Below are 14767 nucleotides of genomic sequence, written 5' to 3' on the forward strand. Positions count from 1 at the left end.
CCCCTCACCCGCATCGTCGGGTCGAGGGGCTTCGACGTGCTCCGTCGCCTCTTGTCGCAGCTCACCCGCGCCCGCGATCGAGCGGAATCGGTGGGATCGAGCGTCGGGGCACTCGATCCCGCCGATTTCGCTCGATCACGTCGGCGAGCACCCATGCACCCGGTCGCCCCACCCGAGGGCCCTAGAATGATCGACGCCCACCCGCCGACCCGCGTTCTTCGAGGTTCCTCATGGCTGTTCGCCCCATCACCATCGTCGGCCACAAGGCCCTGCACGCACCCACGAAGCGGGTCAAGGAGATCACCGACGACACGCGCGCCCTCGTCGAGGACATGTTCGAGACGATGGAGGCGGCGAACGGCGTCGGCCTCGCAGCCAACCAGGTCGGCGTCAAGCAGCGCATCTTCGTCTTCGACTGTCCCGACGACGAACTCGGCGATAACCGCCGCGGCGTCGTCATCAACCCGAAGCTCGAGAAGGGTCGCGTGCCTGCCGGCGAGGCCGACGAGGAGAACGACAACGAGGGTTGCCTGTCGGTGCCCGGCGAGCACTTCCCGACGGCGCGGGCCGACTGGGCGAAGGTGACGGGCACCGACCTCGACGGGAACGAGATCGTCATCGAGGGGCACGGCTTCTTCGCCCGCATGCTGCAGCACGAGACCGACCACCTCGACGGCTACCTCTACCTCGACCGCCTCACGCCGACGATGCGCCTCGAGTCGCGCGAGGCGGTCAAGGACCGCGGCTGGCAGTACGACGGCATCACCAAGTGGGACCCGACCGAACTCAAGGCCGAGGACGTCTGAGCCGACAGCGGCATCCGAGCATCGTCGCGGAGCGTTGCCGCCCGATATAGCCTGACGTCATGAAGGCTGAAGCTGTCGCGAAACCGCACGCCTACCACGGTGAGGGCGTCATCTGGGCCGACGATTGGGGCGGCGGCCACCCGGCGCTGCGCTACGTCGACATGCTGGCCGGGGACGTCCTCGAGCTCCAGCCGGGCGGTGATGTCACCCGATTCCACGTCGGGGACGTCGCGGCAGCGCTGCGTCCGCGCGCAGGTGGAGGCGCGATCGTCGCGACGGAGCGTGGTTTCGCACTGACGCGTTCGGTCGACTTCGCCGATCTGGAGCACACCGCCGATCTGTGGCCGTCGACGCACGAGCCGCGCACCCGGTTCAACGACGGTGGATGCGCCCCCGACGGGTCGTTCTACATGGGGTCGATGGCCTACGACCAGAGCGAGGGCGCGGCATCGATGTGGCGGCTGGCGCCGGACCGGTCGACGAGCCATGTCTTCGGTGACGTCACCATCTCGAACGGCCTGTGCTGGTCGCCCGACGGCACGCTCGCCTACTACAACGACACGCCGACCCGCATCATCTGGGTGTTCGACTGGAGCGCCGAGACCGGCCTGACGAACCGTCGGCCCTTCGTCCGGCTCGAGGACGGCATCGGCCACCCCGACGGGCTGACGGTCGACGCCGAAGGCGGAGTGTGGACGGCGCTGTTCGGCGGCTCCGCCGTGCGTCGCTACGACGCTGACGGCTCGCTCAGCGAGATCGTCGAGGTGGGGCCGAGCCTGGTGACGTGCCCGGCCTTCGGCGGCGACGACCTCGACCAGCTGTTCATCACGACCTCGCGAGAGAACCTGCCGGACGACGCGGAGCCCGACGCCGGCGCCCTCTTCGTCTGTACGCCGGGTATCCGCGGTCAACGCACCCTCCCCTTCACCGGCTGACCGCACCAGTCCGTCCCCATGTACGATTCTTGACCCTTCCGCGAACCGCGTCCACATCGGCGATTTACGTCCCCATTCAACGGACGTTGCCACCAGGGCGACCCGTGTCACGACGACTCGCGCCGACGCGTGCGAATGTGACGCTGATTCGCAGATGTGGACGCCGTTCGCGCGTGTGAACGTGGATCGCGGATGGGGACGCGATTCGCCGATGTGGATGAAAATCGCAGGTCATGACAGGCGGGGCTGGCGGAGGAGCACAGGCCGGTTCACAAGGGGCGGCCGAGCCGATTAGCGTTCCCCCGAGGATGCGTGTAGAGTTCTATCTCGTTGCAGCGGCCGCTGAGGCCGGGCAGCAAGCACCCGTAGCTCAACGGATAGAGCATCTGACTACGGATCAGAAGGTTTGGGGTTCGAATCCCTACGGGTGCACTCTGTGTTGAGACAGAGGAAAGAACCCCCGGCTCGCCGGGGGTTTTTGCTATGTCCGGGCCTTGCTCTCCGCGCGGCCCGACAACCTTCGCCGAAGTGGGGTCCGATGCCGCTCACCACCCTGCTGGTCCTCGGTCTCGTCGTCGGCGTCGGCGCCTTCGTGCAACGCATCGCCGGGTTCGGCCTCGCCGTCGTCGCAGCGCCGTTCGTCGTCATGGTCGCTCCGCAAGTCATGCCGGCGGCACTGCTATTCGTTGTCCTGCCACTGCCCGTGCTGGAGATGGCTCGGGCCCACCGTGACATCCGGTGGCGGCCGTTCGGGTGGGCGATGGCAGGCCGCCTCGCGACGATGCCACTCGGCGTCTGGCTCGCGGCCAACGCGTCGCACACCGTCACGTCACTCCTCGTGGCCGGCATGGTGCTCGTCGCCGTCGCCGGATCGCTCACGCGCTGGCGCGTACGCCCGTCGTCGGGCATCGCCCTCGGCGCCGGAGCCTTGACGGGCATCTCGGCGACGACGGCGTCGATCGGCGGCCCGTTCTTCGGCCTCGCCCTGCAGGAACTCACACCGCAGCAGGCACGCTCGACACTCGCGCCGTTCTTCCTCTTCGGCTCACTGAGTTCACTGCTCGGCCTCGCGATCGGCGGCCAGATCAGCGCTGACGGTCTGCGTGCCGGGCTCGCGTGGCTGCCGTTCATGGCCGTGGGCGCTCTCGCGGCGCAGCCGTTGCGGCACTCGATCGACGCGGTGCGCTTCCGCCACAGCATCCTCGCGCTCGCGACGGTCAGCTCCCTCGCCGTCATCGTCCGCGTCGCGCTCACCTGAACGCGTCCCTCTCGACGGCGAGCGCCACGCCGTCCGCGTCCCGCGCGTCGTCATCGAGCCCGCGACGCTGGGCGCGACGTCCCCGTCACGAACGCTTTGTCGCATAGGTGCACCTTGCTGGCGCAACGCCCTTCGTCAGCGTGAGATTGAGGGCAAACAGCCCCCGATTCCGGGGCCGTCTCACGGAGGTAGCCATGGACATCACCGAGATCATCCTGCAGCAGCACACCGCTCAGCGACGCGCGTTCGCCGTGCTCGAGGAGTGGCCGCGCGACGACACCGACGGTCTGGCCGCGCTGTGGAGCCAGCTGCGCATCTTCCTCGAGCTGCACGCTGAGGCAGAGGAGCTGTACTTCTACCCCGAACTCGTCAAGATCGGCACCGGCGGCGCAGACGCCGAGAGCAACGACGAGCAGGTCGAGGACGCGATCCACGACCACAACCTGCTGCGCGACGCCATCAAGCGCGCGGACGCCGCCACGACCGGGTCGAAAGACTGGTGGGAGGCCGTCGTCCAGGCCAACATCGCGAACTCCGACCACATGGCCGAGGAAGAGCGTCAGGACCTGGCCGACTTCCGTCAGCAGGCGAGCCTCGAACTGCGTCACCAGGTCGGCATCAACTTCCTGCGCCACCTCGCGGCGTCGTGGTCGAAGCCGCTGACGATCGAGGACAAGAACCCCGAGCGCTTCATCGCCGACGCCGAGAAGGCCGGCCCGAGCGGCGCCGTCCGCGCCGCAGCTGCTCAGGCGAAGGAGCAGACGTCGACGCGCGTCAGCGCCCACCCCGAGCCGTCGCTCAAGGCCGACGACCCGGAAGGCGACGACTGAGCTCCCCTGATCGAACGCAACGCGCCATCGCTGGGTCCTTCCCAGCGGTGGCGCGTTGCTACGTCTGTGCGGCTGGACGCACGTCGAAGATCGGCCCCGAGCGGCGGTCGGTCGGCGCCGGGCGCGGGTGGTGCGCCCCCGGCGCGCTCGGGTGGGCCTCAGTCGGTCGCGATTCCGACGCTCCGTCCGACGGTGCTGCGCTCGGCCCCGTCCAGCACGATTCAGCGCACGACGACGCGCGCGTTGCCGTCACGCCGCGTCCAGCCTCGCGCGTCGAGATGCTCGAGCAGGGGGATGACGACGCGGCGCGTCGTGCCGAGCGCCTGGCGCGCCTCGCTCGTCGTGAACGGTTGCGGCAGTCTTGCGAGCTCGCGCATCGCTCGCGCGGGCGCGTCGGGCAGCAGGACGATGTCGGCGGGCTCGGCCTTGAGTCGCAGGATCGCTCCGCGCTGTGCAGCCGCGGCGAGCTGCCGGTTGCCGAGGCCGAGCGCCACGAGGTCATCGGCTTCGGGGGCATCGAACGGGTTGGCGCGCAGCCGTTCTCGAAGTTGCTCCAGGGCCGCTTCATCGGCACCGAACGATGAGCCGTGGCGTGAGCCGACAACCCGCCCGTCGCGGATCACGAGACCCGCATCAGGGTTCGTCACGCCGCATGACTCGACGAGGGCGGGCAGCAGACGTCGGGGCACGCCGAGGCGCGTCTCGATGGCGCCTGACGGCAGCCCGGGGCTCAAGGGGTCGGCGGCGTCAGCGGTGACCGCCTCGATGATCGCGGCGCGCCAAGCCGTCGCCTGTTTCTCGTGCACGACGAGTCCCTCGACACGACCCAGGCCCTCCCCCGGCAGGGGCAGCCCCTCGCGCAGCACCTCGGGGCGGCGGGCCCCGACGGCGGTGACCCACTCGTCGCGCACCCAGCCGCGGTCGGCGACGAGTGGTTCGAGCTGCGCGACCGCGTGGCCGGCTAGGACACGTGCGCGCTCCCGACCGGCGCCGCGCCTCGTCAATGCCGCCGGGTCGAGGTCGAGCACCGTTGCCCCGCAATGGATCCGCCCCGCTGACGCATCGCGCACGATGATGCGATCCCCCAGCCGCAACGGCAGCGGATCGCTCAGCGTCAACCGCGCGTGACGCTCGTCGAACGGTCGCACCCGCGCCTCGACGGACGCTGTGCCGATGTGGACGCTGACCTCCGCCGACGCATCCTGCCACTCATGCCCGCCCTCGCTGCGCACGTCGAGGACGTTCACCCACGACGCCGACCCCGGCGTCAGCAGGGGCGTGCCGCGCGGCACGTCGTCGGTGTGCAGACCTCGCAGAGCGACCGCGACGCGCGAGACCGGCGCGACCTCGTCATGACGCTGCCCGAGCACCTGCAACGAACGCACGACCGCTCGTTCGTCACCCACCTCCAACTCGTCCCCGAGACGCAGCGTGCCCGCCGCGAGCGTGCCGGTGACCACGGTGCCGGTGCCCTTGACGGAGAACGAACGATCGACCCACAACCGCACAGGGGAAACCGTGTCCACGGGTGGCATCTGCGCGACGAGATCGTCGAGGGCGCACCGCAGTTCGTCGATGCCACGGCCGCTGACGGCGTCGGTCTCGACGACGTCGACAACTTCGAGTGACGTCGCGGCGATGTGGCCGAGCGCTGTCTCACGCACCTCGGCGACGCGCTCGGGCGTCGCCAGGCCACAGCGCGTGATGACGAGCAGGCCGTGCCTGAGACCGAGTGCGTCGATCGCGTCGAGGTGCTCGCGCGATTGCGCCTGCCACCCCTGATCCGCGGCGACGACGAGCATGACGGCCGGCGCCGGCCCGAGGCCCGCGAGCATGTTGCCGATGAAGCGACGGTGGCCGGGCACGTCGACGAATGCGAGCTTCTCGCCCGACGGCAGGTCGAGCCCCGCGAACCCGAGATCGATCGTCAGGCCACGCTTCTTCTCCTCCTCGAGCCGATCCGGGTCGGTGCCCGTGAGAGCCCGCACGAGGGTGCTCTTGCCGTGGTCGACGTGACCGGCCGTCGCGACGACGCGCATCAGCACTCACTCCCCGCGAGCCGCACCGCGCCGCCGCTGCGCTCGGCGACGTAGCCCCTGGCGGGGAGGAGCGGTGTCGTCGCCGACGGGGCCGTGGCATCACGCCGCGCGTTCATCGTCATGCGCGTCCTCCGTCGTCAGCTGGGGTGCCGGATTCGTTGCCTACAGCGACGGCCCGGATCGCGGCGGCGACGTCGGCGTCCGAGGACGCAGGGACGCACCGCAGGTCGACGAGGCAGCGTCCAAGCGCGGTGCGGGCCAGGACGCACGGGCGTCCGAGGCGTAGCGCCTCCGCGAAGGGCTCCGGCAGGGCGACGGCGAGGCTCGGCAGCTCGAAACCAGGCGCGCCTCCCCCACCGACGCGTCCGATGACGTCGACGACCTCGGCGCCCGGAACGACGTCAGCGATGGCCGCCGCAAGGTGTGTCGTGCGCTGACGGAGCGAGTCGCGCGTCTCGTGCAGGGCGCGGGTAACGGGGGGTTCGGGGCCGCGCAGGGTGGCTTCGAGAGCGGCGAGCGTCAGCTTGTCGACGCGCATCGCGCGGGCCATCGGGTGGCGGCGGACGCGTTCCACGGCGTCGGCGTCGCCGAGAACGAGCCCCGCTTGCGGCCCGCCGAGTAGCTTGTCGCCGCTCGCGGTGACGACCGTCGCGCCATCGCGCAGCCAGCTCGTCGCGTCGGGCTCGTCGGGCAGCACCCGTTCGGGGGCGAGCAGGCCGCTGCCGACGTCCGCGATGACGGGGACGCCGAGCGCCGCGAGATCGCGCACGCCTGGCACCCCGGCGAACCCTTCGACGCGATAGTTGCTCGTGTGGATCTTGAGCACGGCGCCCACCCGGCGGCCGTGACGTTCGGCGTCGACGATGGCGTTCTCGTAGTCGCGCAGATGCGTGCGATTCGTCATGCCTACCTCGACGAGCCGGGCCCCGGCCGACTGCAGCAACTCGGGCAGACGGAAGCCGTCGCCTATCTCGATGAGTTCGCCGCGGCTGACGAGGACGTCCGTGTCCCCGGCGATCGCGAGGCAGGCGAGCAGCAGTGCCGCCGCGCCGTTGTTGACGACCAGTGCGCCGCCCGCGTCCGGCACCCGCTCCTGGAGCGCGTCGAGCGTTGCGCGGCCGCGCTTGGCGCGCGTGGCAGTGACGGGGTCGAACTCGACGTCGACGTACCCCGCAGCGCGACCGAGCGCCTCGACCGCGGCGTCGCTGAGAGGCGCGCGCCCGATGTTGGTGTGCACGACGACGCCCGTTGCGTTGAGGATCGCTCGCAGGGTGGTGGCCGACTCGGGCAGGCGCAATGCGATGGCCGCGTCGATGCCGTCGGGGCTGATGGTGCCCGCGCGGACGTCGGCCTGGGCAGAGACGATGGCGCGCTTCACAGCGTCGCGTCCGAGCGCGCCTACCTCGTCGGCGAAGCGTGCGAGGAGCTCGTCGGTGCGCGGGATGCGTCGACGTGGGTCGTCGCTCGTGGCCATCGTTCCTCCAGGTCGAGTGCTGATGCGCCCCAACCTATCGGGCAGGTCTGACAATCCTGCGCAGCAACGGTTTTCACGCCCTTCGCCGCTCCGGCGCACTCATGGCTCGAGTGACCCTCCGTGGCACGTCGCTCCGAGCCGCGGCGGCGAGCCCACGCGGCCGGAAGACGGGCCAATGACGACACATGCGAGAAGCCCCGCCAGCTCGCGGGGCCCTGAGACTTGCGGAGGCGGACAGGAATCGAACCTGCCAAACCGAGATGCTCGGTTTCACCGGTTTTGAAGACCGGGGGGCCCACCAGGAACCCGGACGCCTTCCCTTGGTGCGTGTCAATCATAGGGGCGCTGGGGTCGTGGGTGCGCCGGGGCGATGGGCGGGCGGGGTCCGCGCGGCGTACCCGTCGGGGTCGTTGTCAGGGGTACGGCGTAGGGTCGGGTGCATGGAGTCGATACGTCTGACGCAGTACGCCCATGGTGGCGGGTGCGCGTGCAAGATCCCGCCCGGCGAGCTCGAGGAGGCGGTGAAGCACCTCGTGGGGCAGCCGAATCCGAGTGTCATCGTCGGCCTCGACGACGGTGACGACGCAGCCGCCGTGCGCGTCGGCGAGCAGGCGGTGCTCTCGACGGCTGACTTCTTCACCCCTGTCGTCGACGACGCGTACGACTTCGGTCGCATCGCGGCCGCGAACGCGCTCAGCGACATCTACGCGATGGGCGGCACCCCCGTCGTCGCCATCAACCTCGTCGGCTGGCCGCGCGACGTGCTCGGCCTCGACATCATGGCCGAGGTGCTCCGAGGCGGCGCCGACGTCGGTGCGCAGGCGAACTGCCCCGTCATCGGCGGCCATTCGATCGACGATCCGGAGCCCAAGTTCGGCATGGCCGTCACCGGCATCGCCGACCCGGGCAAGCTCATGCGCAACGACGCCGCCGAGGCGGGCCTGCCCATCTCCCTGACGAAGCCGCTCGGCGTCGGTGTGCTCAACAACAAGCACAAGTCGACGGGCGAGGTTTTCCCGCAGGCCATCGAGGTGATGACGACGCTCAACCGCGACGCGTCGATCGCCGCCGTCGCGGCGGGTGTCAAGGCGGCGACAGACGTCACCGGTTTCGGTCTGCTCGGCCACCTGTGGAAGATGTGCCGCGCCTCGGGCGTTCGCGCCGAGATCGACTCCGCTGCCGTGCCGTACATCGAAGGCGCCCGCGACGCCGCAGCCGAGGGTTACGTCTCCGGCGGCACGCGTCGCAACCTCGACTGGGTGCGTGAGCACATCACCGCAGCCGACGGGATCGGCGAAGACGAACTGCTGCTGCTCGCGGACGCTCAGACGTCCGGCGGCCTCCTCGTCATCGGCGAGGTGCCCGGCGCGCCCGTGATCGGCCGCACCCTCCCCCTCGACGGCGGCGCCCCCGGCATCAGCGTGCGCTGACTCGAACAGCACAGCTGCACGAGAAATGCGCATCTGCACGGGTATCAGCAGTCACGATCCCGGTGCAGATGCGCATTTCTCGTGTACAGACCCGGCCAGCCGACGAGCCGACCCGCCAGACACGCGAGCGCTCAGAGGTTGACGGGCTTGCCGTCCGGGCCAGGCAGCGGTCGGCGCCCATCCGCGGTGCGGGGGGCGTCATCCGCCGAGGCCAGCCGCGGGCCTGTCGTGATGTTCTCCGTCCCGCCACGCGCGTCGAGGCGGCGGCGCTGCGGCCCCATCGTGTACTTCGGGTCCTTCGCCGATTCCATGCCGGCTTCGAACACCGCGAAGCGTGTGCACACCGAGCCTGCGACGAAGCAGGCCCCGGAGACGACGGACGCCACGCGCGAGCGTCGCGCGAACAGCGCCGTCCCGACGAACCCGGCGACGTTGAGCGCCATGCTCGCCTTGTTGAGCTTGCCGGCAGTACCGTGGTGCAGCGGCTCGCCGACGCCCTCGGCGTCGAGGTGCTTCTCGAGACGATTGAGCACGCCGAGGTCGACGGCCGACCCGATGAGCGCTAGCGCCCGGGCGGGGCCAGCCTTCTCGACTGGCGTCCACATCATCGCGTTGCCGCTCGCCGCGGCCGATGCTGAACCGCCGAACACGAACGGCAGGTACAGCCGCGACTCGTGCCACGTCGGCGTCGACGTGTTCGACAGCAGCACCGCCGTGTACGTCGCCAGCGGCGCCGCCATCGACGCACCGAGCGCGACGAATCCCGGTTCGGTGACGCCGAGCATCTTCTCGACGCCGACGAGTGCCCCGTTGACGCGCAACCCGGCGTCACGACGACCCGCAGCACGCGACTGCCGCCGCAACCACCGCGACCCCGGCACCTCGAGCGAGGACGCCGACGCGACCTCGCCTGCAGCCCCGGCCACGCGATCGAGCGCGCCGACCAGACCCGTCACGGTGCCGCTTCGCTTGAGCGGCAGCATCCGCAGCACCTCGAGGGCCGCGAGCGGCATCGCACCGCCGCTGAAACCGGAGAGGATCCACGTGCCCACCGACATCGGCGAGCTGAGCTTCGCCACGCGCATCATGTTGTAGAAGCGCTCCGGGCGACCCAGGTCGCCGATGAGCGACGCACCCGAGACGGCGACCGCAACGGCCGTCGTCAGGCGCGTCACGCGCTGCAGGGGTTCGTTGCCCGTCAGGTACGCGCCGGTCGCGAGCAGCTGAGAACCGCCCGCGAGGCCACCGAAGAACAGGTACGTCGGGATCGGCCATTCCCACGGCACGGGCTTGATGACGCCACGCCCGTAGTAGCTCTGGAACTCGACGTCCGGCACGAGCGCGCGCTCACCGCGGCCCTCGCGACCGTTCAGCCAGTCGGTCGGACGGCGACGTTTGCCGCCACGCCCGCCGCGACGGCGCCGCCCACCCTCGGGTTCAGGATCCCTATACGCATCAAGGGAATTCACGCTCACGCCACACCACCTCCGACGAACGCCAGCGCTGCTGCGGCCATCATTCCGCCGGCCGCCATCGCCATCCGCTTGTACGACTCCGGCAAGGTCTTCGACGGCGCCACCGGGTCCGGTGGCAGTCCGTACACCTCGGGATCGTCGAGCAGGAGGAAGACCGAACCGGTGCCGCCGACGCCGTCGTCGAGGTTCGCGCCGTAGAGGCGCGCCTCCGTCATGCCCTGCGCGTGCAGCTGCGCGACGCGCTCCTCCGCGATCGCGACCATCTCCGCATGCGTGCCGAACTTGATCGACGTCGTGGGGCACGTCTGCGCGCACGCGGGCGTCTGGCCTTCCTTGAGCCGGTCGTAGCACAGCGTGCACTTCTGCGCGTTGCCGTGATTGACGGTCGCCGTCTTCTCACGCCGTTCGATGACGCCGAACGGACACCCGCCGACGCAGTAGCCGCAGCCGTTGCACACGTCGGCCTGCACGACGACCGTGCCGAACTCGGTGCGGAACAGCGCGCCAGTCGGGCAGTTGTCGAGACACCCGGCGTGCGTGCAGTGCTTGCAGACGTCGGAGGCCATGAGCCACCGGAAATCCTGGGCCTCGTGCAGCGCCGTCGGCATGACGCCGTTGTCGGTCGCGACGATGTCGAGCACGTTGACCCCCGCCAATTCGTCCGTCACCTGCGCCCGTTCGACGTCGAGCGCCGGGGCGCCCGGGTCGAGCGCTGACGGTGCGTCGGTCGCGTAGTCGGTGTGCCCACCGGCGACGCGGATGGCGCGCGCGGCGTCATCCGGCAGGTCGGCGAGGTGCGACGCTTCGCCCGAGCCGCCCGCAGCGTCTGCACCGGCGCCGGAGGCCGACCGCAGCGTCGGCATGCCGAGGTCGACGAGCTTGCGCCCCGACTCACGGGCCCGCGCGATCTGCTCGCCCGACTGCTCGACGAACGCGACGTGACGCCACGTGTCGGCACCCAGCTCACCCGTGTTGTCGTAGGAGTAGCCGGTGAACTCGTACCCGTCCTCGGGGTTGCGGTTCCACTCCTTGCACGCGACCTCGCAGGCCTTGCAGCCGATGCAGATCGAGGTGTCGGTGAAGAAGCCCATGCGTTCGGCGAGGACGTCGTTGGGCGCACCACCCGTCAGCGTCGTCGCCTCCGGGGTGCCCCAACCCGCCTGCTTCGACGGGTCACCTCCACCCGCGAACTGCGAACGGATGTACTCGGTCACCAGGCTCATCAGTCACACTCCTGGCAGATCTCGTTGCCCGTCTCGACGGTGACGCCGGCGCGGCTCTGGTACTCACTGACGAGCTGCTCGTACTCGTCCCGATCCTGTGGACGGCGGCCCGGGCGGATGTCGCACATGCCCATCTTGCCCTCCTGGATCTGGGTGTTGCGATCGAGCACCACGCCGAGCAGGTCGTTGGCCGAATCACCATGCACCTCAGCGGACTTCGCGCTGCCCCAGTGGTACGGCATGCCGATCTGGTGCACCATGCGACCACCGATCTTGAGCGGCACCATGCGGTCGGTGACGAGCACGCGCGCCTCGATCGCCGCGCGAGCCGACACGACGGTCGCCCAGTCGCCGTTCTCGAGGCCCTTCTCGGCCGCGAGATCGGGTGAGACCTCGATGAACATCGACGGCTGCAGCTCCGACAGGTACGGCAACCAACGGCTCATGCCGCCGGCCGTGTGATGCTCCGTCAGGCGCCCGATCTGGAACACGTACGGGTACACGTCGCCACCCGGCATGCCCTCGCTCGGCGCGTTGAGGTTGTCCTTACGACGGAACGTCACCCGTGTCGGGTTGGACTGCTGGCTGTAGAGCGGGTTGCGCATCGGCGATTCCGCCGCCTCGTAGTGCGTCGGCATCGGGCCGTCGACGAGACCGAGCGGCGCGTAGAGCCAGCCCTTGCCGTCCGCCATCATGATGAACGGATCGTCGCCGGCGAGGCCGTCGGGCCCACCCACACCCTCCTTCGGACGGTAGGACGGGGCGGTCTTGAGCGGGAAGTCGGGGTTGTCCTTGCCGACCCACTGCCCCTTCTCCTCGTCCCACCAGATGAGCTTCTTGCGCTCGCTCCACGGCTTGCCCTCACGGTCCGCGGAGGCGCGGTTGTAGAGCGTGCGGCGGTTCGCGGGCCACGCCCACGCCCATTCGGCGGCCGTCTCGTCCTGCTCGTACCCAGGCTTGCGCCGCGCGGCCTGATTGACCCCGTCCTTGTAGATGCCGGCGTAGATCCAGCATCCCGACGTCGTCGAACCGTCAGCCTTGAGATCCGCGTACGTCGCGAGGGGCTTGCCCTCCGCGTCGGTTCCGTTGATCTCGGCCATGACCGATTCGGCGATGACCTCGCCGTGCTCGTCCTTGGGGTAATCCCACGTGATCGCCTTGAGTGGCTCGTCGATGGGGTCGCTCGAATCGGCCAGCCTGGCACGGATGCGCACCCCGACCTCGTGGAAGAAGTCGAGCTCGCTCTGCGCGTCGCCCGGCGGGTTGACCGCCTTGTGACGCCACTGCACGAGGCGTTGGGTCTGGGTGAACGTACCGGCCTTCTCGACGTGCGTCGCCGCGGGGAAGAAGAAGACCTCGGTGTCGATGTCCTCACTCCTCCACTCCCCGGAGGCGATCTCCGGCGCGTCCTTCCAGAACGTCGCGGTCTCGATGAGCTGGAAGTCGCGCACGACGAGCCACTTGAGGTGGCGTAGGCCCTCACGTTGCATACGGGCGTTGGCCGAGCCGACGGCCGGGTTCTGCCCGAGCACGAAATAACCCTCGACCTGGTTCTCGATCATGCCCATGACCGTCTGGTACGTCCCGTGCGCGCCGGACAGACGCGGCATGTAGTCGAGCCCGAAGTTGTTCGCACTTGTCGCGTTCTCGCCGTACCAGGCCTTTAACAGCGACACGGCGTACTTGTCGGCATTCGCCCAGTACCCCTTGGCGTCCTTCGACACGATCGAGTCGATGTAATCCTCGAGCGTTTCGTGGTCGGAGACCCGCGGCATCGGAAGGTAGCCCGGCAGCAGGTTGAACAGTGTGGGAATGTCGGTCGATCCCTGAATCGTCGCGTGTCCGCGCAGCGCCATGATGCCGGCGCCAGGACGCCCGACGTTACCCATGAGCAACTGCAGGATCGCCGCGGTGCGAATCATCTGGGCCCCGCCGACGTGCTGGGTCCAACCGACGGCGTAGGCGAACATCGTCGTGCGCTCGCGACCAGAGTTGGCGACGACCTCGCGGGCGACGAGTGCGAAGTCCTCCTTGGAGACGCCGCACACCTCTTCGACCATCTCCGGTGTGTAGCGCGCGTAGTGCCGCTTCATGATCTGCAGCACGCACATCGGATCGGTGAGCGTCTCGTCGCGCAGCACGGCCGAATGCGCGAGCGTCGGGCCACCCGAGCCGTGCGTCTCGGCGCCACCGCTCGCCTGGTGGCCCGAGGAACCGCTCTTCTCGTCACTCGAGGTGCCCTGATCCGGTTTGCCGGGCGGCGTCTTGTACTGCCACGAACTCTGGTCGTACTGACCCGTGGTCGGGTCGTACCCGGAGAACAGCCCGTCGAGCTCCTCGGTGTCGACGAAGTCGTCGCTGACGATCGTTGCCGCGTTGGTGTAGGCGACGACGTAGTCACGGAAGTAGGACTCGGTAGTCAGCACATGGTTGATGAGTGCACCGAGGAAGACGATGTCACTTCCGCCACGGATGGGGATGTGCTTGTCGGCCACGGCGGACGTGCGCGTGAAGCGAGGGTCGATGTGGATGACCTTCGCGCCGCGCGCCTTGGCCTCCGTCACCCACTGGAAACCCACCGGATGACACTCGGCCATGTTCGACCCCTCGATGAGGATGAGGTCGGCGTTCGCCATGTCCTGCAGTGAATTGGTGGCTCCACCACGCCCGAACGAGGCTCCCAGACTGGGAACCGTGGCGCTGTGTCAAATACGCGCCTGGTTCTCGATCTGTATGGCCCCCGCGGCGGTGAACAGCTTCTTGATGAGGTAGTTCTCCTCGTTGTCGAGCGTTGCTCCACCCAACGAGGCGATTCCCATGGTGCGACGCAGGCGGTTGCCTTTGTCGTCCGTCTCCTGCCATCCGTTGCGGCGGCTGGCGATGAACCGGTCGACGACCATGTCAATGGCCTTGTCGCGCTCGATCGGCTCCCAATCGGTGCCACCCGGCTTGCGGTAGAGCACCTGCTTGACGCGTGAGGGGTTGTTGACGAGCTGCTCGCTCGCTGCCCCCTTCGGGCACAGGCGGCCGCGCGAGATCGGCGAATCTTTATCGCCTTCGATCCCGACGACCTTCTCGTCCTTGACGAACACGCGCTGGCCGCAGCCGACGGCGCAATAGGGGCAGACCGACTGCACGACGCGGTCGGCGGTCGTCGTGCGCGGTTCGAGCGTTCGAGTCTTCTCACTCGTCACTGCCGGGCCGCGACCGAGGAAATCCTTCGATCGCACCTGACGCAGGACGGGCCACTCGAGGGGTGACAGACCCATTGAGCTCCCCTTTCGTCGCATGCGTGAT

General features: G+C 69.2%; 10 protein-coding genes and 2 tRNA genes. 6 read left to right on the top strand and 6 right to left on the bottom strand.

All coding sequences use genetic code 11. The annotated features are described in order from the left end of the window. Positions 1-230 precede the first annotated feature (230 nt). The 5 genes from def (at position 231) to HMPREF0321_RS08205 (ending at position 3829) form a co-directional block, all read left to right on the top strand. Positions 231-806 carry a peptide deformylase gene (def, locus tag HMPREF0321_RS08185; protein WP_006945693.1) on the top strand — a complete coding sequence of 192 codons (576 nt, stop codon included), beginning with the start codon at positions 231-233 and terminating at the stop codon, positions 804-806. Positions 807-865: 59 nt separating this feature from the next. Continuing rightward, the gene (locus HMPREF0321_RS08190; protein WP_006945667.1) at positions 866-1741 is read left to right on the top strand and encodes an SMP-30/gluconolactonase/LRE family protein; all 876 of its coding nucleotides are present in this window, start codon (positions 866-868) and stop codon (positions 1739-1741) included. Between the two features lie 359 nt (positions 1742-2100). Beyond that, positions 2101-2173, top strand: a tRNA-Arg gene (locus HMPREF0321_RS08195). 106 nt (positions 2174-2279) lie between these two features. Continuing rightward, complete coding sequence (locus HMPREF0321_RS08200) at positions 2280-2999, top strand: sulfite exporter TauE/SafE family protein (protein WP_006945666.1); 720 nt, start codon at positions 2280-2282, stop codon at positions 2997-2999. Between the two features lie 194 nt (positions 3000-3193). Beyond that, positions 3194-3829: a hemerythrin domain-containing protein gene (locus tag HMPREF0321_RS08205; protein WP_006945733.1), complete on the top strand. Its 636-nt coding sequence runs from the start codon at positions 3194-3196 to the stop codon at positions 3827-3829. A gap of 221 nt (positions 3830-4050) precedes the next feature. On the opposite strand, the gene selB is transcribed toward HMPREF0321_RS08205, so the two are convergent. From selB to HMPREF0321_RS16475, 3 genes are all read right to left on the bottom strand, one after another. Next, on the bottom strand, positions 4051-5868 hold the full coding sequence (gene selB / locus HMPREF0321_RS08210) for a selenocysteine-specific translation elongation factor (protein ID WP_006945707.1): 1818 nt from the start codon (positions 5866-5868) through the stop codon (positions 4051-4053). A 118-nt stretch (positions 5869-5986) separates the two neighbouring features. Continuing rightward, positions 5987-7342 (bottom strand): L-seryl-tRNA(Sec) selenium transferase, encoded by a 1356-nt coding sequence (gene selA / locus HMPREF0321_RS08215; protein ID WP_006945663.1) that lies wholly within the window; start codon positions 7340-7342, stop codon positions 5987-5989. Between the two features lie 225 nt (positions 7343-7567). Beyond that, a tRNA-Sec gene (locus HMPREF0321_RS16475) sits at positions 7568-7660 on the bottom strand. A 122-nt stretch (positions 7661-7782) separates the two neighbouring features. On the opposite strand from HMPREF0321_RS16475, the gene selD reads away from it, so the two are divergent. Continuing rightward, on the top strand, positions 7783-8772 hold the full coding sequence (gene selD, locus HMPREF0321_RS08220) for a selenide, water dikinase SelD (RefSeq protein ID WP_006945665.1): 990 nt from the start codon (positions 7783-7785) through the stop codon (positions 8770-8772). Between the two features lie 131 nt (positions 8773-8903). On the opposite strand, the gene nrfD is transcribed toward selD, so the two are convergent. The 3 genes from nrfD to fdh are packed head-to-tail and all read right to left on the bottom strand — an operon-like array spanning position 8904 to position 14760. Then, entirely contained in the window at positions 8904-10247 is a 1344-nt protein-coding gene (gene nrfD, locus HMPREF0321_RS08225) for an NrfD/PsrC family molybdoenzyme membrane anchor subunit (RefSeq protein ID WP_006945724.1), read from the bottom strand. After that, positions 10244-11470, bottom strand: a complete 1227-nt coding sequence (locus tag HMPREF0321_RS08230) for a 4Fe-4S dicluster domain-containing protein (RefSeq protein ID WP_006945686.1) — start codon at positions 11468-11470, stop codon at positions 10244-10246. The genes nrfD and HMPREF0321_RS08230 overlap by 4 nt, the downstream gene beginning before the upstream one ends. After that, positions 11470-14760, bottom strand: a complete 3291-nt coding sequence (fdh, locus tag HMPREF0321_RS08235; RefSeq protein ID WP_217490530.1) for a formate dehydrogenase — start codon at positions 14758-14760, stop codon at positions 11470-11472. Before fdh ends, HMPREF0321_RS08230 begins: the two co-directional genes overlap by 1 nt. Positions 14761-14767 lie beyond the last annotated feature (7 nt).

It is taken from the genome of Dermacoccus sp. Ellin185 (assembly GCF_000152185.1).
Lineage (GTDB): Bacteria > Actinomycetota > Actinomycetes > Actinomycetales > Dermatophilaceae > Dermacoccus > Dermacoccus nishinomiyaensis.

Excerpts from the sequence above, each read along its gene's own strand:
- def (WP_006945693.1), top strand. The coding sequence starts at position 231 with ATGGCTGTTCGCCCCATCACCATCGTCGGCCACAAGGCCCTGCACGCA.
- HMPREF0321_RS08190 (WP_006945667.1), top strand. The coding sequence starts at position 866 with ATGAAGGCTGAAGCTGTCGCGAAACCGCACGCCTACCACGGTGAGGGC.
- HMPREF0321_RS08200 (WP_006945666.1), top strand. The coding sequence starts at position 2,280 with ATGCCGCTCACCACCCTGCTGGTCCTCGGTCTCGTCGTCGGCGTCGGC.
- HMPREF0321_RS08205 (WP_006945733.1), top strand. The coding sequence starts at position 3,194 with ATGGACATCACCGAGATCATCCTGCAGCAGCACACCGCTCAGCGACGC.
- selB (WP_006945707.1), bottom strand. The coding sequence starts at position 5,868 with ATGCGCGTCGTCGCGACGGCCGGTCACGTCGACCACGGCAAGAGCACC.
- selA (WP_006945663.1), bottom strand. The coding sequence starts at position 7,342 with ATGGCCACGAGCGACGACCCACGTCGACGCATCCCGCGCACCGACGAG.
- selD (WP_006945665.1), top strand. The coding sequence starts at position 7,783 with ATGGAGTCGATACGTCTGACGCAGTACGCCCATGGTGGCGGGTGCGCG.
- HMPREF0321_RS08230 (WP_006945686.1), bottom strand. The coding sequence starts at position 11,470 with ATGAGCCTGGTGACCGAGTACATCCGTTCGCAGTTCGCGGGTGGAGGT.